The sequence below is a fragment of the Streptomyces sp. NPDC057428 genome (assembly GCF_042803195.1).
Taxonomy (GTDB): Bacteria; Actinomycetota; Actinomycetes; order Streptomycetales; family Streptomycetaceae; genus Streptomyces.
This window is the reverse complement of record NZ_JBHVCT010000063.1, coordinates 1-23417: the sequence shown is the minus strand read 5'-3', so window position 1 is coordinate 23417 and position 23417 is coordinate 1. Positions and strand designations below refer to the sequence as shown.

At 71.7% G+C, this 23417-nt stretch carries 17 protein-coding genes and 1 pseudogene; 5 read left to right on the top strand and 13 right to left on the bottom strand.

Annotated features, from left to right (window positions below):
* The first annotated feature begins 84 nt into the window (after nucleotides 1–84).
* The 3 genes from ACFU5K_RS22560 to ACFU5K_RS22550 all read left to right on the top strand — a co-directional run bounded on the left by ACFU5K_RS22560 (nucleotide 85) and on the right by ACFU5K_RS22550 (nucleotide 3480).
* Entirely contained in the window at nucleotides 85–930 is an 846-nt protein-coding gene (locus ACFU5K_RS22560; protein ID WP_384064543.1) for a GNAT family N-acetyltransferase, read from the top strand.
* Between the two features lie 29 nt (nucleotides 931–959).
* Nucleotides 960–1535, top strand: coding sequence for a GNAT family N-acetyltransferase (locus ACFU5K_RS22555; protein WP_384064546.1), 576 nt, complete (start codon nucleotides 960–962; stop codon nucleotides 1533–1535).
* Nucleotides 1536–1773: 238 nt separating this feature from the next.
* On the top strand, nucleotides 1774–3480 hold the full coding sequence (locus ACFU5K_RS22550) for a proline--tRNA ligase (RefSeq protein ID WP_384064549.1): 1707 nt from the start codon (nucleotides 1774–1776) through the stop codon (nucleotides 3478–3480).
* 56 nt (nucleotides 3481–3536) lie between these two features.
* Here ACFU5K_RS22550 and ACFU5K_RS22545 read toward each other — a convergent pair whose 3' ends face one another.
* The 12 genes from ACFU5K_RS22545 to ACFU5K_RS22490 form a co-directional block, all read right to left on the bottom strand.
* Nucleotides 3537–5243, bottom strand: a complete 1707-nt coding sequence (locus ACFU5K_RS22545; RefSeq protein ID WP_384064549.1) for a proline--tRNA ligase — start codon at nucleotides 5241–5243, stop codon at nucleotides 3537–3539.
* Between the two features lie 238 nt (nucleotides 5244–5481).
* Entirely contained in the window at nucleotides 5482–6057 is a 576-nt protein-coding gene (locus ACFU5K_RS22540; RefSeq protein WP_384064546.1) for a GNAT family N-acetyltransferase, read from the bottom strand.
* A 29-nt stretch (nucleotides 6058–6086) separates the two neighbouring features.
* On the bottom strand, nucleotides 6087–6932 hold the full coding sequence (locus ACFU5K_RS22535) for a GNAT family N-acetyltransferase (RefSeq protein WP_384064543.1): 846 nt from the start codon (nucleotides 6930–6932) through the stop codon (nucleotides 6087–6089).
* A gap of 148 nt (nucleotides 6933–7080) precedes the next feature.
* Nucleotides 7081–8238, bottom strand: a complete 1158-nt coding sequence (gene ispG / locus ACFU5K_RS22530; RefSeq protein WP_327113943.1) for a flavodoxin-dependent (E)-4-hydroxy-3-methylbut-2-enyl-diphosphate synthase — start codon at nucleotides 8236–8238, stop codon at nucleotides 7081–7083.
* Nucleotides 8239–8420: 182 nt separating this feature from the next.
* A complete protein-coding gene (locus tag ACFU5K_RS22525) occupies nucleotides 8421–9731 on the bottom strand; it encodes a M50 family metallopeptidase (RefSeq protein WP_384064540.1) in 1311 nt (436 codons plus the stop codon).
* Nucleotides 9728–10990 (bottom strand): 1-deoxy-D-xylulose-5-phosphate reductoisomerase, encoded by a 1263-nt coding sequence (gene dxr, locus ACFU5K_RS22520; RefSeq protein ID WP_384064537.1) that lies wholly within the window; start codon nucleotides 10988–10990, stop codon nucleotides 9728–9730. The genes ACFU5K_RS22525 and dxr overlap by 4 nt, the downstream gene beginning before the upstream one ends.
* A gap of 52 nt (nucleotides 10991–11042) precedes the next feature.
* Nucleotides 11043–11744: a hypothetical protein gene (locus tag ACFU5K_RS22515; RefSeq protein WP_384064534.1), complete on the bottom strand. Its 702-nt coding sequence runs from the start codon at nucleotides 11742–11744 to the stop codon at nucleotides 11043–11045.
* A 156-nt stretch (nucleotides 11745–11900) separates the two neighbouring features.
* Entirely contained in the window at nucleotides 11901–12113 is a 213-nt protein-coding gene (locus ACFU5K_RS22510) for a nucleotidyltransferase domain-containing protein (RefSeq protein ID WP_384064551.1), read from the bottom strand.
* A gap of 30 nt (nucleotides 12114–12143) precedes the next feature.
* A complete protein-coding gene (locus ACFU5K_RS22505) occupies nucleotides 12144–14090 on the bottom strand; it encodes an acyl-CoA dehydrogenase family protein (RefSeq protein ID WP_384064531.1) in 1947 nt (648 codons plus the stop codon).
* Nucleotides 14091–14272: 182 nt separating this feature from the next.
* Nucleotides 14273–15718 carry an aldehyde dehydrogenase family protein gene (locus ACFU5K_RS22500; protein ID WP_384064528.1) on the bottom strand — a complete coding sequence of 482 codons (1446 nt, stop codon included), beginning with the start codon at nucleotides 15716–15718 and terminating at the stop codon, nucleotides 14273–14275.
* Nucleotides 15719–15957: 239 nt separating this feature from the next.
* The gene (locus tag ACFU5K_RS22495; protein ID WP_384064526.1) at nucleotides 15958–17535 is read right to left on the bottom strand and encodes a PucR family transcriptional regulator; all 1578 of its coding nucleotides are present in this window, start codon (nucleotides 17533–17535) and stop codon (nucleotides 15958–15960) included.
* A gap of 151 nt (nucleotides 17536–17686) precedes the next feature.
* Complete coding sequence (locus tag ACFU5K_RS22490) at nucleotides 17687–20053, bottom strand: ATP/GTP-binding protein (protein ID WP_384064523.1); 2367 nt, start codon at nucleotides 20051–20053, stop codon at nucleotides 17687–17689.
* A gap of 245 nt (nucleotides 20054–20298) precedes the next feature.
* On the opposite strand from ACFU5K_RS22490, the gene gabT reads away from it, so the two are divergent.
* Complete coding sequence (gabT, locus tag ACFU5K_RS22485; RefSeq protein WP_384064520.1) at nucleotides 20299–21639, top strand: 4-aminobutyrate--2-oxoglutarate transaminase; 1341 nt, start codon at nucleotides 20299–20301, stop codon at nucleotides 21637–21639.
* A 390-nt stretch (nucleotides 21640–22029) separates the two neighbouring features.
* Nucleotides 22030–22587, top strand: a complete 558-nt coding sequence (locus ACFU5K_RS22480) for a phosphatase PAP2 family protein (RefSeq protein ID WP_384064517.1) — start codon at nucleotides 22030–22032, stop codon at nucleotides 22585–22587.
* Between the two features lie 295 nt (nucleotides 22588–22882).
* Here ACFU5K_RS22480 and ACFU5K_RS22475 read toward each other — a convergent pair.
* Nucleotides 22883–23417, bottom strand: a pseudogene (locus tag ACFU5K_RS22475) (hypothetical protein); the annotation flags it as partial.

Sequence of the window (23417 nt, the reverse complement as noted above, 5' to 3'; positions counted from 1 at the left end):
CTAATGGCTCCGCGGCTGCGGGGGGCACCGCACAGCCTTCTTGGGTACAGTGCGGACATCAGTAGACCGTTTGGTGAGGCCCCAGTGTTGACGCAGACCACTACCCGGGTCCTCGACCCCGGCGAGCTTCCCGCCGCGCTCGCCATCCTCGAGAGCGAACCCGTGGACAACGCGTTCGTGGCCGCCCGTGTCCAGGTAGCGGGCCTCGACCCCTGGCGGCTCGGCGGCGAGATGTGGGGCTGGTACGCCGACGGACGGCTCCGCTCGCTCTGCTACTCCGGCGCCAACCTCGTACCCATCTGCGCCACCCCCGAGGCCATCAGGGCCTTCGCGGACCGTGCCCGCCGGGCCGGCCGCCGCTGCTCCTCCATCGTCGGCCCCGCGGGCCCCACCACCCAGCTGTGGCGTCTGCTCGAACCGAGCTGGGGTCCCGCCCGCGAGGTCCGGCCCAACCAGCCGCTCATGGTCGCCGAGACCCCCTCCGCGGAGATCGCGCCCGACCCCCTCGTACGCCGGGTCCGCAGGGACGAGATCGACATCCTCATGCCGGCCTGCGTGGCCATGTTCACGGAGGAGGTCGGTGTCTCCCCGCTCGCGGGCGACGGCGGACTCCTCTACCAGGCGCGCGTCGCCGAACTGATCACCACGGGCCGGTCCTTCGCCCGCATAGAGAACGGCAGGGTGCTCTTCAAGGCGGAGATCGGCGCCGCCACCTCCCGCGCGTGCCAGATCCAGGGCGTCTGGGTGGCCCCCGAGGCCCGTGGCCGGGGCCTCTCCGAGACGGGCATGGCCGCCGTCCTGCGTCACGCGCTCAGCGAGGTGGCACCGATCGTGAGCCTGTACGTGAACGACTACAACACCCCCGCCCGCAGGGCCTACAGCCGTGTCGGCTTCCGCGAGACGGGCGCGTTCATGAGCGTGCTGTTCTGACCCGGCGGCCCGGCCAGTAGGGTTCCCGCATGGCAGCAGCGACACCCGCGCCCCACCGGGGCTCCGGGACCCCCGACATCGTGGTCGGACCACTCGACCTCGCCGCCCGCGTCGACGAGGCACTCGCCGTGCAGGCGATCGCCTTCGGCCTCGGCCAGGACGAGATCGACGTGCGCCGCCATATCGTGCTCCGGCACCTCGACCACCCGCAGGCCCGCGCCCTCGGCGCCACCACCGCGGACGGACGGCTCGTCGGATTCGTCTACGGGCTGCCGAACCACCGGACGCACTGGTGGTCCACCGTCGTCGAGCCGTACCTGCGCGCGACCGGGTCCGACGACTGGCTCGACGACTCGTTCGTGATCACCGAGCTGCACGTCCACCCCGAGTTCCAGCAGCGCGGCATCGGACGCGAGCTGATCACCACCATCACCGACGCCGTCGGCCTGCCGCGCTCCATCCTCTCGGCGATCGACACGGAGAGCCCCGCCCGGGCCCTCTACCGCGCCCTGGGGTACAGGGACCTGGCCCGTCAGGTGCTCTTCCCGAGCGCGCCCAAGCCGTACGCGGTGATGGGCGCGCCCCTGCCGCTGCGCCGCGGCTGAGAGCCTGTCGGGTGACCTCTGATCGGGCGGTCACGCCCCGGCACGCACGCTTCCCGCGTTGCCGAAATGCCCTAGTAGCTCCGCTACGAGGACACTCCGGCGCCTTGGAATCGCACGCACCGGACCGCGCCCGCTTTCCGATCGAAGGCCACCCGACAGGCTCTGAGGAATCGATTTCCGCCCGCGCGGGCCCCCCGGCTAACCTCGGGCTCACCACCCTTGCGAGCAGGAGTTCATCATGGCCCAGGTCCAGCGCATGTCCCGATTGATGATCAAGACACTGCGCGACGACCCGGCGGACGCCGAGACGCTCAACCACAAGCTCCTCGTCCGCGCCGGATACGTACGCCGCACCGCGGCCGGCATCTGGTCCTGGCTGCCGCTCGGCAAGAAGGTCCTGGACAACATCACCCGCGTCGTCCGCGAGGAGATGGACGCCATCGGCGGCCAGGAGGTGCTGCTCCCCGCACTCCTCCCCAAGGAGGCGTACGAGGCAAGCGGCCGGTACGACGAGTACGGCGACCTGCTCTTCAGGCTCCAGGACCGCAAGGGCGCCGACTACCTCCTCGGCCCCACCCACGAGGAGATCTTCACCCAGATCGTCAAGGACATGTGCTCGTCCTACAAGGACCTGCCCGTGATCCTCTACCAGATCCAGACCAAGTACCGCGACGAGGCCCGCCCCCGCGCCGGTGTGCTGCGCGGCCGCGAGTTCCAGATGAAGGACTCGTACTCCTTCGACACCACCGACGAGGGACTCGCCGAGGCGTATCAGCTCCACCGCGCCGCCTACATCCGGATCTTCGAGCGCCTCGGCCTCGACCACCGCGTCGTGTCCGCGGTCTCCGGTGCCATGGGAGGCTCGGCGTCCGAGGAGTTCCTCGCCCCCGCGCCCGCCGGCGAGGACACCTTCGTCGACTGCCCCAACTGCGACTACGCCGCGAACACCGAGGCCGTGACGTACAAGGTCACGACCGTCGCCGACGCCTCGGCGACCGGCGCCGTCGAGGAGCTGGACACCCCCGACACCCCGACCATCGAGACCCTCGCCGCCCACCTCGGCGTGGCGGCCTCCGCCACGCTGAAGAACCTGCTGGTCAAGGTCGACGGCGAGATCGTGGCCGTGGGTGTGCCCGGCGACCGCGAGGTCGACCTGGGCAAGCTCGGCGAGCACCTCGCCCCCGCGGTCGTCGAGCTCGTCACCGCCGAGGACTTCGTGGGCCGCGCCGACCTCGTGCGCGGCTACGTGGGCCCCCAGGGCCTGGAGAAGGTCCGCTACATCGCCGACCCCCGCGTCGCCGCGGGCACCGCCTGGATCACGGGTGCCAACAAGGAGGGCGTGCACGCGAAGAACGTCGTCGCGGGCCGCGACTTCGAGGTCGACGACTACCTCGACGTCGTCGTCGTCGAGGCGGGCGACCCCTGCCCCAAGTGCGGCACCGGCCTCCAGGTCGACCGCGCCATCGAGATCGGCCACATCTTCCAGCTCGGCCGCAAGTACGCCGACATCTTCTCCCTCGATGTGCTCGGCCAGCAGGGCAAGCCGGTCCGCGTCACGATGGGCTCGTACGGCATCGGGGTCTCCCGCGCCGTGGCCGCCCTCGCCGAGCAGACCGCCGACGACAAGGGCCTGTGCTGGCCCCGCGAGATCGCCCCGGCCGACGTGCACGTCGTCGCCGCCGGCAAGGCGCTCCAGACCGAGCTGGCCCTGGAGGTCTCCGAGAAGCTGAACGCCGCGGGCCTGCGCGTCCTGGTCGACGACCGCGCGGGTGTCTCGCCCGGCGTGAAGTTCACCGACTCCGAGCTGATCGGTGTCCCGAAGATCCTCGTCGCCGGCCGCCGTTCGGCGGAGGGCGTCCTGGAGCTGAAGGACCGCCGCACCGGGGAGCGCGAGGAGCTCACCGTCGACGAGGCGATCGCGCGCCTGGTGGCCGACCAGGGCTGACCCCGTGACGGCGAGGGGCCCCGCGCCGCGGCGCGGGGCCCCTCGCCGTCACGGGGTCAGCCCTGGTCGGCCACCAGGCGCGCGATCGCCTCGTCGACGGTGAGCTCCTCGCGCTCCCCGGTGCGGCGGTCCTTCAGCTCCAGGACGCCCTCCGCCGAACGGCGGCCGGCGACGAGGATCTTCGGGACACCGATCAGCTCGGAGTCGGTGAACTTCACGCCGGGCGAGACACCCGCGCGGTCGTCGACCAGGACGCGCAGGCCCGCGGCGTTCAGCTTCTCGGAGACCTCCAGGGCCAGCTCGGTCTGGAGCGCCTTGCCGGCGGCGACGACGTGCACGTCGGCCGGGGCGATCTCGCGGGGCCAGCACAGGCCCTTGTCGTCGGCGGTCTGCTCGGCGAGGGCGGCCACGGCGCGGGAGACCCCGATGCCGTACGAGCCCATCGTGACGCGGACCGGCTTGCCCTGCTGGCCGAGCACATCGAGGGAGAAGATGTCGGCGTACTTGCGGCCGAGCTGGAAGATGTGGCCGATCTCGATGGCGCGGTCGACCTGGAGGCCGGTGCCGCACTTGGGGCAGGGGTCGCCCGCCTCGACGACGACGACGTCGAGGTAGTCGTCGACCTCGAAGTCGCGGCCCGCGACGACGTTCTTCGCGTGCACGCCCTCCTTGTTGGCACCCGTGATCCAGGCGGTGCCCGCGGCGACGCGGGGGTCGGCGATGTAGCGGACCTTCTCCAGGCCCTGGGGGCCCACGTAGCCGCGCACGAGGTCGGCGCGGCCCACGAAGTCCTCGGCGGTGACGAGCTCGACGACCGCGGGGGCGAGGTGCTCGCCGAGCTTGCCCAGGTCGACCTCGCGGTCGCCGGGCACACCCACGGCCACGATCTCGCCGTCGACCTTGACCAGCAGGTTCTTCAGCGTGGCGGAGGCCGCCACGCCGAGGTGGGCGGCGAGGGTCTCGATGGTCGGGGTGTCGGGGGTGTCCAGCTCCTCGACGGCGCCGGTCGCCGAGGCGTCGGCGACGGTCGTGACCTTGTACGTCACGGCCTCGGTGTTCGCGGCGTAGTCGCAGTTGGGGCAGTCGACGAAGGTGTCCTCGCCGGCGGGCGCGGGGGCGAGGAACTCCTCGGACGCCGAGCCTCCCATGGCACCGGAGACCGCGGACACGACGCGGTGGTCGAGGCCGAGGCGCTCGAAGATCCGGATGTAGGCGGCGCGGTGGAGCTGATACGCCTCGGCGAGTCCCTCGTCGGTGGTGTCGAAGGAGTACGAGTCCTTCATCTGGAACTCGCGGCCGCGCAGCACACCGGCGCGGGGGCGGGCCTCGTCGCGGTACTTGGTCTGGATCTGGTAGAGGATCACGGGCAGGTCCTTGTAGGACGAGCACATGTCCTTGACGATCTGGGTGAAGATCTCCTCGTGGGTGGGGCCGAGGAGGTAGTCGGCGCCCTTGCGGTCCTGGAGCCTGAAGAGCAGGTCGCCGTACTCGTCGTACCGGCCGCTTGCCTCGTACGCCTCCTTGGGGAGGAGTGCGGGGAGCAGCACCTCCTGGCCGCCGATGGCGTCCATCTCCTCGCGGACGACGCGGGTGATGTTGTCCAGGACCTTCTTGCCGAGCGGCAGCCAGGACCAGATGCCGGCCGCGGTGCGGCGTACGTATCCGGCGCGGACGAGGAGCTTGTGGTTGAGCGTCTCGGCGTCCGCCGGGTCGTCGCGCAGTGTCTTGATCATCAATCGGGACATGCGCTGGACCTGGGCCATGATGAACTCCTGCTCGCAAGGGTGGTGAGCCCGAGGTTAGCCGGGGGGCCCGCGCGGGCGGAAATCGATTCCTCAGAGCCTGTCGGGTGGCCTTCGATCGGAAAGCGGGCGCGGTCCGGTGCGTGCGATTCCAAGGCGCCGGAGTGTCCTCGTAGCGGAGCTACTAGGGCATTTCGGCAACGCGGGAAGCGTGCGTGCCGGGGCGTGACCGCCCGATCAGAGGTCACCCGACAGGCTCTCAGCCGCGGCGCAGCGGCAGGGGCGCGCCCATCACCGCGTACGGCTTGGGCGCGCTCGGGAAGAGCACCTGACGGGCCAGGTCCCTGTACCCCAGGGCGCGGTAGAGGGCCCGGGCGGGGCTCTCCGTGTCGATCGCCGAGAGGATGGAGCGCGGCAGGCCGACGGCGTCGGTGATGGTGGTGATCAGCTCGCGTCCGATGCCGCGCTGCTGGAACTCGGGGTGGACGTGCAGCTCGGTGATCACGAACGAGTCGTCGAGCCAGTCGTCGGACCCGGTCGCGCGCAGGTACGGCTCGACGACGGTGGACCACCAGTGCGTCCGGTGGTTCGGCAGCCCGTAGACGAATCCGACGAGCCGTCCGTCCGCGGTGGTGGCGCCGAGGGCGCGGGCCTGCGGGTGGTCGAGGTGCCGGAGCACGATATGGCGGCGCACGTCGATCTCGTCCTGGCCGAGGCCGAAGGCGATCGCCTGCACGGCGAGTGCCTCGTCGACGCGGGCGGCGAGGTCGAGTGGTCCGACCACGATGTCGGGGGTCCCGGAGCCCCGGTGGGGCGCGGGTGTCGCTGCTGCCATGCGGGAACCCTACTGGCCGGGCCGCCGGGTCAGAACAGCACGCTCATGAACGCGCCCGTCTCGCGGAAGCCGACACGGCTGTAGGCCCTGCGGGCGGGGGTGTTGTAGTCGTTCACGTACAGGCTCACGATCGGTGCCACCTCGCTGAGCGCGTGACGCAGGACGGCGGCCATGCCCGTCTCGGAGAGGCCCCGGCCACGGGCCTCGGGGGCCACCCAGACGCCCTGGATCTGGCACGCGCGGGAGGTGGCGGCGCCGATCTCCGCCTTGAAGAGCACCCTGCCGTTCTCTATGCGGGCGAAGGACCGGCCCGTGGTGATCAGTTCGGCGACGCGCGCCTGGTAGAGGAGTCCGCCGTCGCCCGCGAGCGGGGAGACACCGACCTCCTCCGTGAACATGGCCACGCAGGCCGGCATGAGGATGTCGATCTCGTCCCTGCGGACCCGGCGTACGAGGGGGTCGGGCGCGATCTCCGCGGAGGGGGTCTCGGCGACCATGAGCGGCTGGTTGGGCCGGACCTCGCGGGCGGGACCCCAGCTCGGTTCGAGCAGACGCCACAGCTGGGTGGTGGGGCCCGCGGGGCCGACGATGGAGGAGCAGCGGCGGCCGGCCCGGCGGGCACGGTCCGCGAAGGCCCTGATGGCCTCGGGGGTGGCGCAGATGGGTACGAGGTTGGCGCCGGAGTAGCAGAGCGAGCGGAGCCGTCCGTCGGCGTACCAGCCCCACATCTCGCCGCCGAGCCGCCAGGGGTCGAGGCCCGCTACCTGGACACGGGCGGCCACGAACGCGTTGTCCACGGGTTCGCTCTCGAGGATGGCGAGCGCGGCGGGAAGCTCGCCGGGGTCGAGGACCCGGGTAGTGGTCTGCGTCAACACTGGGGCCTCACCAAACGGTCTACTGATGTCCGCACTGTACCCAAGAAGGCTGTGCGGTGCCCCCCGCAGCCGCGGAGCCATTAGCACACGGACACAGCTGTGCCCCGCAGGACACGGCCTGCGGGGCACGGTGGGAAGCGTCCGGGTGTCAGCCCGCGATGGAGACCTGGGGCTCGCCCGAGGCGATGCCGTCCTTCTCCATCTGCTCCGCGATCTTCATGGCTTCCTCGATGAGGGTCTCCACGATCTTCGACTCCGGGACGGTCTTGATGACCTCACCCTTCACGAAGATCTGACCCTTGCCGTTACCCGACGCCACACCCAGATCCGCCTCACGCGCCTCACCCGGACCGTTCACCACACAGCCCATCACCGCGACCCGCAGCGGAACCTCCATACCCTCCAGACCCGCACTCACCTGATCCGCCAGCTTGTACACATCCACCTGCGCACGCCCGCACGAGGGACACGACACGATCTCCAGACGCCGCTGCTTCAGATTCAGCGCCTCCAGAATCTGCAGACCGACCTTGACCTCCTCCGCCGGAGGAGCCGACAACGACACCCTGATCGTGTCGCCGATCCCCTCCGAGAGCAGCGCACCGAACGCCACCGCGGACTTGATCGTCCCCTGGAACGCCGGACCCGCCTCGGTCACACCCAGATGCAGCGGATAGTCCGACTGCGCCGCCAGCTGACGGTAGGCATTCACCATCACGACCGGATCGTTGTGCTTCACCGAGATCTTGATGTCACGGAAGCCGTGCTCCTCGAACAGCGACGCCTCCCACAACGCCGACTCCACCAGAGCCTCCGGCGTCGCCTTCCCGTACTTCTTCAGCAGCCGCGCGTCCAGCGAACCCGCGTTCACACCGATCCGGATCGGAGTACCCGCGTCCCCCGCGGCCCTCGCGATCTCCTTCACCTTGTCGTCGAACTGCTTGATGTTCCCCGGATTCACCCGCACCGCCGCACAACCCGCGTCGATCGCCGCGAACACGTACTTCGGCTGGAAGTGAATGTCCGCGATCACCGGGATCTGCGACTTCCTCGCGATCGTCGCCAACGCGTCCGCGTCATCCTGCGTCGGACACGCCACCCGCACGATCTGACAACCCGACGCCGTCAGCTCCGCGATCTGCTGCAACGTCGCACCGATGTCCGACGTCCGAGTCGTCGTCATCGACTGCACCGACACAGGTGCGTCCCCGCCGACCGCCACCGACCCGACCTGGATCTGACGGCTGACCCGTCGGTCGGCGAGCTTGGTCGGAACGGCCGGCATTCCGAGAGAAATCGCAGTCATGCGCTGAGCATCCCCAAGGTGTGGATCGGTGTGGATCGAGGTCCCGAGAACGGCGGGCTCCGGGCTCCGAGGTTACGGCACCGGAGGGGAACGGGGTGCATCCCGCCGTCGAGCCCGCCCATTCGGCGTGCGGCCGGACACCACCTGTGCGACCGGCCGCCACCAATGGGACGTGTGAGGCGTCAGGTGATCTTCACCGGGTTCACGATGTCGGCGACCAGCACCAGCAGCGTGAAGCAGATGAAGATGCCGGCGACCACGTAGGCGACCGGCATGAGCTTGGCCACGTCGAACGGGCCGGGGTCGGGGCGCTTGAAGACCTTGGCCACGTTGCGGCGCATGGCCTCCCAGAGCGCTCCCGCGATGTGCCCGCCGTCCAGCGGGAGCAGGGGCAGCATGTTGAACAGGAACAGCGAGAGGTTGAAGCCGGCCAGCAGGAACAGCATCATCGCGATCTGGTTCTGCGCCGGGACGTCGAGGTTCATCACCTCACCGCCGATCCTGGCGGCGCCCACCACGCCCACCGGCGAGTCGTCGGCGCGTTCACCGTCGCTGAATGCCGCGTTCCACAGGTCGGGGATCTTCGTGGGCAGCGCGATGATCGAGTCGACGCCGTTCTCGATCATGTCGCCCATGCGGACGACCGAGTCGCCGAAGGAGAGCGGCACGATCTCCGTGTTCGCGGCGAAGCCGAGGTAGCCGGCGGTGACGTACTGGTCGGGGACGACCTCGCCGTCGGCGTCCTTCTTCGCGACCGCGTTCTTCCTCAGCACGGCGTTCAGGGTCTGTTCCCGGCCGTCACGCTGCACGGTGATGGTGGCGGGGCCGGTCGTCTCGCGGATCCTGTCCGAGAGCGTGGCCCAGTCGTCGATCTTCTTGCCGTCGAAGGCGACGATCTTGTCGCCCTCCTTCAGCCCCGCGGCCTTGGCCGGTGAGACCGGGTCGGATGCCTTGCAGGTGTCGCGGTTCTCGCTCTGCGCGATCACGCACTGCTGGACGCCGGCCACCTCGGTGGTCTGCGTCTGGAAGCCGAAGGTCATCGCGACGCCCATGAAGATCGCGACGGCCAGGACCAGGTTCATGAAGGGCCCCGCGAACATCACGATCACGCGCTTCCACGGCTTGCGCGTGTAGAAGAGGCGCGACTCGTCGCCCGGCTGGAGCTCCTCGAAGGCGGCGGACCTGGCGTCCTCGATCATCCCGCGCCACGGGGAGGTGGAGCGTGCCTCCAGCCTGCCATCGGGGCCGGGCGGGAACATGCCGATCATGCGGATGTAGCCGCCCGCGGGGATGGCCTTGACGCCGTACTCGGTGTCGCCCTTCTTCCGCGACCAGACCGTCGGGCCGAAGCCGACCATGTACTGCGGGACCCGGATGCCGAAGAGCTTGGCCGTCGAGAGGTGGCCGAGTTCGTGCCAGGCGATCGAGAACAGCAGACCCACGGCGAAGATGGCGATCCCCAGGACCGTCATCAGGATCGTCGTCGTACTCATACGTGCGCCTCCGCTGTCGCTGCCGCCGAGAGTTCGCGGGCCCGGGCACGGGCCCAGGTCTCCGCTTCAAGGACGTCCGCGACCGTCAGCGGAGTTCCCGTGGCGGGGGTTCCGTGTTCGGTCACCACCGCTGTGACCGTATCCATGATGCCGTTGAACGGCAGCCGCCCCGCCAGGAACGCGTCCACGCACTCCTCGTTGGCCGCGTTGAACACGGCGGGGGCGGTGCCGCCGAGGGTACCGACGTGCCGGGCGAGCCCGACGGACGGGAACGCCTCGGTGTCCAGCGGGAAGAACTCCCAGCTGGAGGCCTTCGTCCAGTCGAAGGCGGGGGCGGCGTCCGGGACCCGCTCGGGCCAGCCGAGGCCGATGGCGATGGGGCCCCGCATGTCGGGCGGGGTCGCCTGGGCGAGGGTGGAGCCGTCGGTGAACTCCACCATCGAGTGAACGTAGGACTGGGGGTGGACCACGACCTCGATCCGGTCGAACGGGATGTCGTAGAGGAGGTGTGCCTCGATGACCTCCAGGCCCTTGTTGACCAGGGTCGCGGAGTTGACCGTGATGACCGGCCCCATGGCCCAGGTCGGGTGCGCCAGCGCCTGCTCCCTGGTCACGTCGGCCAGCTCGGCGCGCCTACGGCCCCGGAACGGCCCGCCCGATGCGGTCACGACGAGCTTGCGCACGTCGGCACGCTTGCCGGCGGCGAGCGCCTGGAAGAGGGCTGCGTGCTCGGAGTCGACCGGGATGATCTGGCCCGGGGCGGCGACGGCCTTCACCAGCGGGCCGCCGACGATCAACGACTCCTTGTTGGCCAGGGCCAGGGTGCGGCCGGCCTTCAGGGCGGCGAGCGTGGGGGCGAGGCCGATCGAGCCGGTGATCCCGTTCAGCACGGTGTGGCACGCGCTCGCGGCGAGCTCCGTGGCTGCGTCGGGTCCTGCCAGGATCCCGGGCAGCGGCTCCCCCGCGCCGTACGCCTCGCGAAGGGCCACCCGGAGGGCCGGCACCTTGTCCGCGTCGGCGACCGCGACGGTACGCACCCGCAGCTGCGCGGCCTGCTCGGCGAGGAGCTGGACCCTGCCGCCCGCCGCGGAGAGCGCGGTGACACGGAAACGGCCGGGGTTGCGGAGCACCAGGTCGATGGCCTGGGTACCGATGGACCCGGTGGAGCCGAGGATCACCAGATCCCGGCGGCCGTCCACCGCGTCGAAGACGAGATGCGGGTCGGCGAGGGGTGCGGGGCTGTCGCTCATGGCCCCCATTGTTGCCGCATCCGCCGGGCGCACCGACAGGGCATCCCCGTCGGGGTGTGCCTCAGGCCCGCCCGGCACGGAATTTCCTCCACTGGGCGGACATGACGTCCTCGGGGATCCGGCCGATGTCCTTCGTGCCGAGGATCTCACCGCGGAAGGCGAGCGTGGTGGCCCCGGACCGCAGGACGGTGAGGTACTCGTGAAGCTTGAGCTTCCCCTTCACGTCGAGGACGGTGAAGCGGAAGGCCTTCGCCTCGTCGGCCTCGTCCGCGAAGGAGGGCAGCGCGGCGGGTTCGACCTTCTCGTACGTGGCGCGGGCGACGGCCCGTTCCTCCGTGAGGCCCCCGGCGCACTCCCGGCCCGCCCGGTCCAGCGACCGCATGACCTGCGAAGCGACCCCGCCGGCGTACGAGCGCAGCGTCACGTCGACGGTGACGCCGAGTATTTCGCCGGGCTCCTCGGCCTTCCGCTGCACCTGGGCGGTGGGGGTGTGGCCAAAGACGTCACCGGCCAGGCTGACCAGTGGCTGACACACGGCGGGCGAGGCGGTGTAGGCGTCGCCGAGCGGTCCGCCCAGGGAGTACTCGGACACGGTGAGGCTGCCGGCCTTCTCCCCGTCGGCGAGGGCGAGGGCGGTGAGCTGCGCCTCGGTGAGCCCGCGGGCGGTGGCTCCCGGCCGGGAGGGCGCCGAACTCCTCGCGGCCTCCGGCTTGCCGTCGTCACCGTCGCCGCCGCATCCGGTGACAGCCGCGAGAGCGATCACCGCGCATCCCGCCGCTGCGGCGCCCCGCCGGCCGCCGCCCCGTCGCCGCCGGACACCCGCTCCGCGCACCCCGAACATGCCTGCCCCTGTCTCCCGTTGACGGGCCGGGATCGGTGTCCGATCGCGGCCGAGGCTCGATTGTGCGGCATCCGGTGATCAGAAGGCGGTCTCGATGCCGAACTTGTCCCGCAGGTGCGCCATGTCCCGCACGTCCCGGTCGGCGGGTGTGCAGCCCTGGTGGAAGCGTGCCTGCTGCTCGGCGGAGACGCAGCGCACGCTCGTCGTCCCGATGACTCCGGCGACGAAGCAGGACCGGGTCCCGCGCGCCCACTTCGCCGCGCCCGGGACGCAGCGGCGGGGCGCGTCCAGGCAGTGGACGCGCCCCGCGGCTGCGGTGGGTCAGCGGATGGGACGGTGGACGTTGTCCCCGGCGGCGGGTCCGGGGGTGGCGTCGGCGATCCAGGCGCCTTCGCCGCTCGGGTCGATGACGCCCTCCTCCAGCCAGGTGTAGGTCCCGGAGAGGACTCCGTCGACCACGCGGCGGTCGATGTCGTCGGTGTTGGACCACAGCCGGCCGAAGAGCTCCTCGACTCGGAGGCGGGACTGCCGGCAGAACACGTCGGCGAGCTGGTAGGCCTCGCGTCCGTGGTCGTCGTCGGCGCGCAGGTGCTCGGCGCGGACACAGGCCGCGCTCATCGCGAAGAGCTCGGCGCCGATGTCGACGATCCGGCCGAGGAAGCCCTGCTTGGTCTCCATGCGGCCCTGCCAGCGGGACATCGCGTAGAAGGTCGAGCGCGCCAGCTTGCGGGAGGAACGCTCCACGTACCGCAGATGGGTGGAGAGGTCGGGGTGGCCGGGGACCCGGAACTCGCCGTAGGCGTTGGGCAGCCGGCCGGGACCGCTGACCAGCTTGGGGAGCCAGCGCGCGTAGAACTGCGCGGCGTTGGCACCCGCCCGCGCCTTGTCGGCGAACTGCTTGTCGGGGTCGATGATGTCGCCGGCGACCTTGAGGTGGGCGTCGACGGCCTCGCGGGCGATCAGCAGGTGCATGATCTCCGTGGAACCCTCGAAGATCCGGTTGATCCGCATGTCGCGGAGCATCTGCTCGGCGGGTACGGCCCGTTCGCCGCGGGCGGCGAGCGAGTCGGCGGTCTCGAAGCCGCGGCCGCCGCGGATCTGGACCAGTTCGTCGGAGATCAGCCAGCCCATCTCGGAGCCGTACAGCTTGGCGAGCGCGGCCTCGATGCGGATGTCGTTACGGCTCTCGTCGGCCATCTGCGAGGAGAGGTCCACGACCGCTTCGAGAGCGAAGGTGGTGGCGGCGATGAAGGAGATCTTCGCGCCGACGGCCTCGTGCCGGGCGACCGGCCTGCCCCACTGCTCGCGGACCGCCGACCATTCGCGGGCGATCTTCAGAGACCACTTTCCGACGCCCACGCACATGGCGGGCAGCGAGAGGCGGCCGGTGTTGAGCGTGGTGAGGGCGATCTTGAGACCGGCGCCCTCGGGCCCGATCCGGTTGGCCGCCGGCACGCGTACGCCGTGGAAGCGGGTCAGGCCGTTCTCGATGCCGCGCAGGCCCATGAAGGCGTTGCGGTGCTCCACGGTGATGCCCGGGGAGTCGGCCTCGACGACGAAGGCGGTGATGCCGCCCGTGTGACCGTCGGACTCCGGGACCCGTGCCATCACCACGAGCAGGTCGGCGACGACGCCGTTGGTCGTCCAGAGCTTCACGCCGTCCAGGATGTAGTCGTCACCCTCGGGCACCGCGGTCGTCGCGAGCCGTGCCGGGTCGGAGCCGACGTCGGGTTCCGTGAGCAGGAACGCGGAGATGTCGGTGCGCGCCAGTCGGGGCAGGAAGGTGTCCTTCTGCTCCTGGGTGCCGAACATCTTCAGGGGCTGCGGCACGCCGATGGACTGGTGCGCGGAGAGAAGCGCGCCGATGGCGGGGCTCGCCGAACCGGCCAGCGCGAGCGCCTTGTTGTAGTAGACCTGGGTCAGCCCCAGGCCGCCGTACTTCGTCTCGATCTTCATGCCGAGGGCGCCGAGCTCCCTGAGCCCGTTGATCACCTCGTCGGGAATCTTCGCCTCGCGCTCGATGAGGGCGCCGTCGACCCGGGTTTCGCAGAATTCGCGCATCCGGGCGAGGAAGGCCTCGCCGCGCCGCACGTCGTCGGGGGCCGGCTGGGGGTGGGGGTGGATCAGGTCGAGCCGGAAGCGTCCGAGGAAGAGTTCCTTGGCGAAGCTGGGCTTGCGCCAGTCCTGTTCGCGGGCGGCCTCGGCCACCTGCCGTGCTTCGCGCTCGGTGACTTTGGGGGCCTGGGGGATGTCGGATGGGGCGGACATGAGGAGCTCACCTCGCCGCGAGTCGGGATATGGGTCGGGACGTACGCGTGCCGATCGGTACCACTCGTCCGTATCTACCCGATCTGCGTGACCCCCACCACCCCTGCGGCGGGCCCCCGCAGACACGGAACCGGCCGGAGCCCCCGCACAGCGGGCTCCGGCCGGTTCGTCGGCGCTCCCGGCTACAGGGCCAGGCCAGTGAGGACCAGGACCCGCTCGTAGGTGTAGTCGTCCATGGTGTAGCGAACGCCCTCGCGGCCCACTCCGGACTGCTTGGCGCCGCCGTACGGCATCTGGTCGGCCCGGTAGGAGGGCACGTCGCCGATGATCACGCCGCCGACCTCCAGGGCACGGTGGGCGCGGAAGGCGGTCTGCAGGTCGTGGGTGAAGACACCTGCCTGAAGGCCGGAATCGGAGTCGTTGACGGCCGCGAACGCCTCGGCCTCGCCGTGGGTCTTCCGGATGTACAGCACCGGGCCGAAGACCTCCTCGCGGGCGATCGTCGTGGTGTCCGGGAGGTCGGTGAGGACGGTCGGGGCGTAGGTGGCGCCGTCGCGCTTGCCGCCGGTGAGCAGGGTGGCGCCGGCGGTGACGGCCTCGTCGACCCAGGACTCGACACGGCGTGCGGCGTCCTCACTGACCAGCGGGCCGACGTCGGTGGCCGCGTCGGAGGGGTCACCGGTCACCAGGGACTCGACGGCGGCGACGATCTTCGGGACCAGCCGGTCGTACACGGAGGAGTCGGCGATGACCCGCTGGACCGCGATGCAGGACTGGCCGCCCTGATAGTTCGAGAAGGTCGCGATGCGGTTCGCGGCCAGGTCCAGGTCCTCCTCGGAGGACCAGTCGCCGAGCACGACGGCGGCGCCGTTGCCGCCGAGTTCGAGGGTGCAGTGCTTGCGCGGCACCGACTCCATGATCGAGTAGCCGACGGGGCCGGACCCGGTGAAGGAGATCACGGGCAGCCGCTCGTCCTGGACCAGGGCGGGCATCTTGTCGTTGGGCACGGTCAGCACGGACCACGACCCGGCCGGGAGGTCGGTCTCGGCCAGCAGCTCACCCAGGATCAGCGCGGAGATCGGGGTGGCGGGCGCGGGCTTGAGGATGATCGGCGCGCCGACGGCGATGGCCGGGGCGACCTTGTGGGCGCTCAGGTTGAGCGGGAAGTTGAACGGCGAGATGCCGAGCACCGGACCGCGCGGGAAGCGGCGGGTCAACCCGAGGCGGCCGGTGCCGCCGAGGTCGGTGTCGAGGCGCTGGGCTTCGCCCCCGTTGAAGCGGCGGGCCTCCTCGGCGGCGAACCGGAATACGGACACGGCCCGGCCGACCTCGCCGCGGGCCCACTTGACGGGCTTGCCGTTCTCCGCCGAGATCAGCTGCGCGACCTCCTCGGTGCGCTCCGTGAGGCGGCGTACGACGTGGTCGAGCGCGGCGGCCCGTACGTGCGCCGGGGTCGCCGCGAACTCCTCGCGCACGGCCCATGCCGCCGCGACGGCCTCCTCGACCTGGGCGTCGGTCGGCACGGAGACCGTACCGACGAGACGTCCGTCCCAGGAGTTGGTGACGTCGAAGCTGTCCTCGCCGGTGGCGCGGCGGCCGGCCAGCCAGAAGGCGTGGGTGGAAGTCATGGCGGTTCCGGCCCTTCAGGGGTGGTGAACGAGGTCGCCGGGCACCGCTGAGGCGCCCTTCGGCCCCACCGTAGGGCGACCCAGGACGGATGAGGCTTGTCCACCGTGGAGTGGAGCGGACGGACGGTACGCCGCTTTGTCGCAGGCAGCCGCGCCTGCCTCCGGGCGGACGCCCACGCGGCCGCTCAGGCGTGGCTCCGGCCGCGCCGTGAGGACGCGGATCCCGGGACAGGTGGACGCTACGCGCTCCCCGACGAGGCAGCCGTCGTCTTCAGGGCCAGCCACAGCTCCATGCGGACGTCCGGATCGTCCAGCGAACGGCCGAGGATCTCTTCGACCCGGCGCATCCGGTAGCGCAGGGTGTGGCGGTGGACACCGAGGTCGGCGGCCGCCGCGTCCCACTGGCCGTGCCGGGAGAGCCAGGCGCGCAGGGAGGCGACGAGGTCCCCGCGGCCCTTGGAGTCGTGCTCCTGCAACGGCCGCAGCATCCCGTCGGCGAAGGCGCGGACCGCGTCGTCGGCCAGGAGCGGCAGGACGGACCCCGCGGCGAGCTCCTCGTGCTCGACGAGCGCCCTGCCGCGGCGGCGGGCGACCAAGAGGGCCTGTTCGGCCTGCTTGTACGCGGCGGAGACGGCGATCGGCCCGGAGGGAGCCGAAAGACCGACGACCACTTCGGGCTCGTCGGCCCCGGACTCGCGAGGCGGCCGGTCCTCCTCGGCCCGTGCGTGGGCGGCGCAGGCCGCCACCACGGCGCCGCCGTCCACGGCCAGGACCACGAGGCGCTCGCCCTCGGGCACCATCAGCAGGGTCTCGCCGGACCGTCCGGCGGCCAAGTCCAGCGCCTCTGCGAGCGTTTCGGTCCCGGCCGGGACCGGCGCCTCCGCGATGAGGAGCCGGAAGGGGGCGTCGAGGAGCCCTCCGTACAGATCCCCCGCGACGGCCCGGGCGTGGTCGGACTGGCCCGCGAGCAGCATCCGCAGGACCGCCGCTCCGAGGCGCTGTTCCGCGCCCTGGAGCGCGCGGGAGCGTGCCGTGGTGAGTGTCAGCAGCGCGACGGCCGAGTTCACGGCGTACCTCTCGGCCGTGCCGAGCGCCGCTCCGGTGCCGACGGCCAGCGCACCGCGGGCCCGCCGGCCGGTGCCCAGGGACTGGAGCTCGACCCTGTCGTCGCCCTCGGTGTCGCCGACGACAGCGCTGGCCGGGGCGGGGCGGTCGCGCAGGCGTTCCACCTCGGGAGTGAGCCGGGCGGCGCGCCGGGCGGCCCAGTCCGGTGCGGCGGCGAGTACGGCTCCCGAGGAGTCGTAAAGGGCCGCCCAGCCGTCGATGTGCGCGGCGAGCCGTGTGAGGAGCGCCGCCGGGCCGTCGCCGGCGACGGCCGCCCTGGTCAGTTCGCGCTGGGCCTCGAAACCGGCCGTGACCGACCGGTACTGGTCGGCCGCGATGGCCGCCGACACCGCCTTGCTGATGGCCAGGAACGGCGTGCGTCTGGGCACTTCGAGGAGCGGTAGTCCCGCTTCCTCGGCGGCGTCCACGAGAGCGGCCGGGATGTCGTCGTAGGTGACGCCCACACCGAAGCCGACTCCAGCGACCCCCGCACCGGCCAGCCGCTGTACGTAACGGCGCATGGTCGCCGGGTCCCGGGCGTCGAGGTTGGTCGCCGTGACGAGGAGCAGCTCACCGCCCTCCATGTACGGCACGGGGTCGGCCAGTTCGCTGGCGTGCGCCCAGCGCACCGGGGTACCGAGCCGGTCGGCCCCCGCCCGGACGGTGAGCTTGAGCGCCGAGTGCTGGACCAGCGAGGCGAGGGTGGGAGGCATGGGACCGCCGGACCTCCGGGTGTAGGCGGGGCCGTCCGCGGGGGCGGCCCGGTTGGTGGCGCCCTGGGCGGGCGGTTCGATTGCTCCGCCTCGTACAGACGGACGGGGGCGATTCTGCCAGGGCGGCAGGGTCCCCGTCACCGCCGCCCGTTCAGCCACTCAGCTCGACGAGGAGCGGGGGCGCGTGTTCACCGTCCACGGTCGTCAGGGACAGGACGGCGTGTCCGGCGGGCAGGGAGTACGCCAGCTCCGAGGCCGACCAGCGCTCCCGTTCGACCCGCTTCACGGTGACGGCTTCCCTGGTCACGGCCTTGCCGGTGACGAGCTTGCGCAGCGCGTGCAGGGCGCGGGTCAACGGCTGGTCCGCGAAGACGGCGTGCTCGGCGACCTCGCGGGTCTCGATCCACTCCTTGCCCCAGGCCTCCGAGAAACGCTTGCCGTCCCAGGTCGTGACGCCGCTGAACGCCATGCGGCAGCCGACAGCGCCGAGCAGCGCGGTGTGCAGCTGCTCGGGGACGTCGTCGACGGTGCGCAGGGCGAGGACGGCTCCCGCGTTGACCGAGCGCAGTCGCCGGATTCCGCGGACCGTCCCGGCGGTGACCGTGTGCGTGGCGTCGTCGAGCACCAGGCAGACGAAGAGCGACCGGTCGGTACGAGCGGCGGTGACAGCCGTGAACTGGGCGAGCACGAGCCGGGCCAGCAGGGCCGACGCCTCGGCGTGCGCCCGCTCAGGGAGGTCGATCCTGACCCGGAGCGGCAGGTGCTCCAGGGAGCGCAGCGAGAAGGGCCTGGCCTGCTCGCCGGTGGCGAAGAAGGGCGCGAACGCGGGCCGGTCGAGCAGGGCGATCCGGTCGGCCAGGGCGGGCCCGGGGTCCCCGGGCCCGCCCCTCTGCCGGGTTCGGGCCTCCAGGTCGCGCAGCATCGCCTGATGCCCGCCGGCGGCCAGTGCCTCCCGCAGTGCGCCGGTCGCGGCGTGGTCGCCGTCCAGGAGCTGCCGGAGTTCGGGCACCCCGGGGAAGTGCCCGTGGACCGCACGGTAGGGGCCGAGCAGCTGGGCGAGCACGGTCGCGGCGCGCCTGCTGTCCAGCTGGGGCACGTCGCCGACCAGTCCCTCCGCGAGCACGCTCGCGGCCTCGTCGGGGTCCGTCGTACCGCCGTACAGGTCGAAGTCGTGCGCGGACGAGGGGTCGCCGATCCGCACCACGACGTCGAACGCCTCGTCCGGACCGAGCTCCCCTCCGGTGCCGCCGACGGCGAGCACGGCGGCCCGGCCGGCGAGCGCCTGCAGGGCGAGCGACTCCACGACGGGGCGCACGAGCAGGGCGGACTTGCCCGCCCCGGGCGGTCCGACCGCGAGCAGGGACGTGCCCAGCAGCGCGGGCTCCAGGGCGGTGCCCGAGCCACGGCGGGCGTACGGGTTGTGCGGGTCGTCGGCGAAGGTGCCGATCCTGACCTGTCCGGTCAGCAGATCGTGCCGTGCGGCGCGGCGGGGAAGGTCGCGGGTGCCCGAGGGGTGCAGAGCGGCGGCGCCTCCGGTGCGCAGGACGGCCTCGGTGAGCGCGGCGAGGCGCTCCGGCCTGGTCCGCCCGACGGTCCAGGCGTGGCGCAGCCGCGCGACGTCCACATCGTTCATCCGGCCGGTCCGCACCTCGGTGGCGAGGGTCTCGGCGGCGTCCGTCAGCCCCGCCGTGCGCAGCTCGGGCCACTGGTCGGGGGTGGGCGCGTCCGGGGGCGCGGAGGCGGCCGCGGGCACCCCGGCGGCGCCCTTTCCGGTACGCGCGGCGATCAGCTCGCGCCAGCGTCCGAGGCGGGCGAACGGCCAGAGCACCCCGAGGGCGATCAGGGCGTAGATCACGTTGACCACGGCCTGGCTCTGGTAGATCTCACCGCCGGCGACCGCGGCGACCAGGACCAGTACCGGCCTGACGAGCGGGACCGCGTCCTTCCACACGAGGACTTCGGCGACGGCGCCTCCGGCGGCCGTGGTCAGCGCCAGGAAGGGCTGCCCGCGTCCGGCGACATGGCGCCGGAAGATCTCCGACCAGTTGCCGAGCCTCCCGCAGCCGTAGACCAGGAGCCCGAAGAGGACGGCCTCGTAGACCGTGAGCGCGTCGGCGCCCTCGATCGTCCTGGGGCCGCCGAACGTCCCGGCGTACCACCAGTCGTGGGGGGTGAACAGTTTCAGCGGGACGAGGCGGTAGGGGATGTATCCGTTGCGCCACAGGGACCACAGGAGCAGCCCGGAGAGCGCGGAGACGAGTACCCCGACCACCAGCGAGCGGTCGGACACGCCCTCGGGCTTCTCCGGCGGGCGTGGGACGTGCCCGAGGCGCCAGACGCCCGGTCCGGCGTCCGGGCGGGGGGCGCGCAGCCATGCCTCCAGACCCCCGTCGGCCGGCGGGGGCCCCGGGCGCGGGGCGTGCGTGGGCGGCGGTGGCGCGGCGGGCGGTGGCCCCGCCGGACGGGGCACCCTGCCCGCATCCGTGCCCCGCGCGTCGTACATGCCTTCGGTGTCCATGAACCGCTGCCCCCTGACCAGCCAGGTCCCGCCTTCTGCACCGGCCAATCTAGTGCCCGGGCGCCGGGAGTTCAGCCATGCGGCCGGATGTCCCGGCGGGGCGTCCCGCGGCCCTGCTCCCCGCCCATCTGTCCGTCGCGGACAAGGACACGCCGGCATCACTCCCCATCGGAGCATGACCGCTGCCCGCACCCACCCCTAGCCTGCAGAAACAGAAGCGTCCGAAACACCCCCAGGAGCCCCGCATGTCCGACATCCCGCAGGAGCGCCGCCTCGTCACTGCCATCCCCGGCCCGAAGTCGGTCGAGCTGCAGGCTCGCCGCTTGGCGGCCGTCGCCGCGGGTGTGGGTTCCACGCTGCCGGTCTTCACCGCCCGGGCCGGCGGCGGGATCATCGAGGACGTGGACGGCAACCGGCTGATCGACTTCGGTTCCGGCATCGCCGTGACATCCGTGGGCGCCTCCGCCGAGGCCGTCGTACGCCGGGCGTCCGCGCAGCTCGCCGACTTCACCCACACCTGTTTCATGGTCACGCCCTACGAGGGGTACGTCGAGGTCTGCGAGCAGCTCGCCGAGCTGACGCCGGGCGACCACGCCAAGAAGTCCGCGCTGTTCAACTCGGGCGCCGAGGCCGTCGAGAACGCCGTGAAGATCGCCCGCGCCTGGACGAAGCGCACCGCGGTCGTCGTCTTCGACCACGGCTACCACGGCCGGACCAACCTCACGATGGCCCTGACGGCGAAGAACATGCCGTACAAGCAGGGCTTCGGTCCGTTCGCGCCCGAGGTCTACCGCGTGCCCGTGGCGTACGGCTACCGCTGGCCGACCGGGGCCGAGAACGCCGGCGCCGAGGCGTCCGCCCAGGCCATCGACGAGATCACCAAGCAGATCGGCGCGGACAACGTCGCCGCGATCATCATCGAGCCGGTCCTCGGCGAGGGCGGCTTCATCGAGCCGGCCAAGGGCTTCCTCCCGGCGATCGCGCAGTTCGCGAAGGACAACGGCATCGTCTTCGTCGCGGACGAGATCCAGTCCGGCTTCTGCCGCACCGGACAGTGGTTCGCCTGTGAGGACGAGGGCATCGTGCCTGACCTCATCACCACGGCCAAGGGCATCGCCGGGGGCCTCCCGCTCTCGGCGGTGACCGGCCGCGCCGAGATCATGGACGCCGCCCACGCCGGCGGCCTCGGCGGTACCTACGGCGGAAACCCGGTGGCCTGCGCGGGTGCGCTCGGCGCCATCGAGACGATGCGCGAGCTGGACCTGAACGGCAAGGCCAAGCGCATCGAGGAGGTCATGAAGGGCCGCCTCGCCGAGATGCGGGCCAAGCTGCCCAACGGCGACATCATCGGTGACATCCGCGGCCGTGGCGCCATGATCGCGATCGAGCTGGTGAAGTCCGGCACGAAGGACCCCGACGCCGCCTCCGCCGCGTCGCTGGCCAAGGCGTGCCACGCCGAGGGGCTGCTGGTGCTGACCTGCGGCACCTACGGCAACGTGCTCCGTTTCCTGCCGCCGCTCGTCATCGGCGAGGACCTGCTGAACGAGGGCCTCGACATCATCGAGCGGGCGTTCGCGCAGCTCTGAATCCGTGCGAAACACCCGGCCGCCGCGCGCCGTTCCCGGCGGCGATGACCCGGGCGGGTGCGAGGGCGTGTGAAGAAGGTGTGCGGGGGCGATGGCGAGATACCGTTGTCGCTTCCGGTGCATCCTTCCTCTGACGTACGGTTTTCCCAGATGAGAGAAACACCCCGCCCGCAGGGGACTGCGGGCGAAGCCGGGCCGGGGCTCCCCCAGCGCCGTACCGGCCGTGCCCTTGCGCACACCACCGGAGCCTCGTGCTCCGGGACTCCTCACCGATCGGATGGCCGCTCGCCCCACACCCCCCGGGGCGCGCGGCAACCCGATCCGACCGGCCACCCCGGAACAATCCCCCCTGTTCCCCGGTGGCCGGTTCTTCTCGTTTCCACGGCCGCGGTGTCGGCGGCCCTTTTCGCCCTGATCACCTGGCAGGTGCTGTCCGGCGGGCCCCTGCTCGGGCCCGACGAGCGCCTCGGCCTGGAGCTGGCGGGGCGTGGCCCGGCAGGCCTGGCGGATCTCTTCGCCGACCTCGGCAACATGCAGGTCGCCGTGCCGGTGCTGGCCTGCGCGGTCCTGGTGGCCTGGTTCCGCCGGGCCCGGCGCGCGGCCCTGTACGCCGTCCTGGCCATGGCGGCCGTACCGGCACTGGTCGTCCCGCTGAAGCTGTGGACGGAGCGTCAGGGGCCGCTGACGGAGGCCACGGGCTACTACCCCTCGGGGCACACCACCACGGCGATGGTGGCGTACGGGGCGGCGGCCCTGCTGCTGGCCCCGTATGTGAGGCGGACATGGGTGACGCTCGTCGCCGCCGTCCTGCTGACGGCGGCGACGAGCGTCGGTCTGGTGCTGCGCGGCTACCACTGGCCGCTGGACGTGGTGGCCGGCTGGTGCCTGAGCGCGGTGCTGCTGCTCACGCTGCGGGCCCTCACGAGGAGTGGTCAGCCGCCGAAGTAGGCGTCGAAGTTCCTGGAGAACTCCCAGTTTTTGAACCGGTCCCAGTTGATGGACCAGGTCATCAGCCCCGGTTGTCAAGACCTCTGGCGGCGCATCAACCCCCGTCACGGCGGGCGCGGGCGGCGGGCGACCGTGCTGCCCGGGCGCGGCACGACGATCCAGGCACCCCGGCCGACCCCGCGGATGCCCGTCCCGAACCACCGGGCAGCCGTCCCCCGGGGTGGGAAATGCCGGCGTCTACCGGATCATGACGCGGGTTCGGCCACCCGTCGGCGGTGACCTGGGTCACCCCGGTTCAGCTGTCGAAGCCGAGACCCATCCGGTCCATGGTCCGCAGCCACAGATTGCGGTGTCCCCCATGGCTGTCGGCCCGGGCGAGCGACCTCTTGGTGAGCTCGATCCCTGCCCAGGCGAAGGGCTCGGGCGGGAAGGGCATCGGCTTGGAGCGGACCATGTCGAGCGCGGTGCGCTCCGTCTCCTCGCCCGCGAGGAGATCGAGCATCACGTCGGCACCGAAACGCGTGGCACCGACCCCCAGGCCGGTGTATCCGGCGGCATAGGCGACGCGGCCCCCGTGGGCCGTGCCGAAGAACGCGGAGAAACGCGAGCAGGTGTCGATCGCACCGCCCCAGGCGTGGCTGAAGCGCACGCCTGAGAGCTGTGGAAAGCACTCGAAGAACTGCCAGGCGAGCTTCAGGAACGTCTCCGGACGCTGGTCCTTCGGCGCGACGGCCTTGACCATGCTGCGGATCGTCAGGTTCTCGTGCGCGATGACATCGTGCTCGCGGACCAGGGCGAGCGCGGTCTTGTGGGCGTGGTCGAGGCGCTGA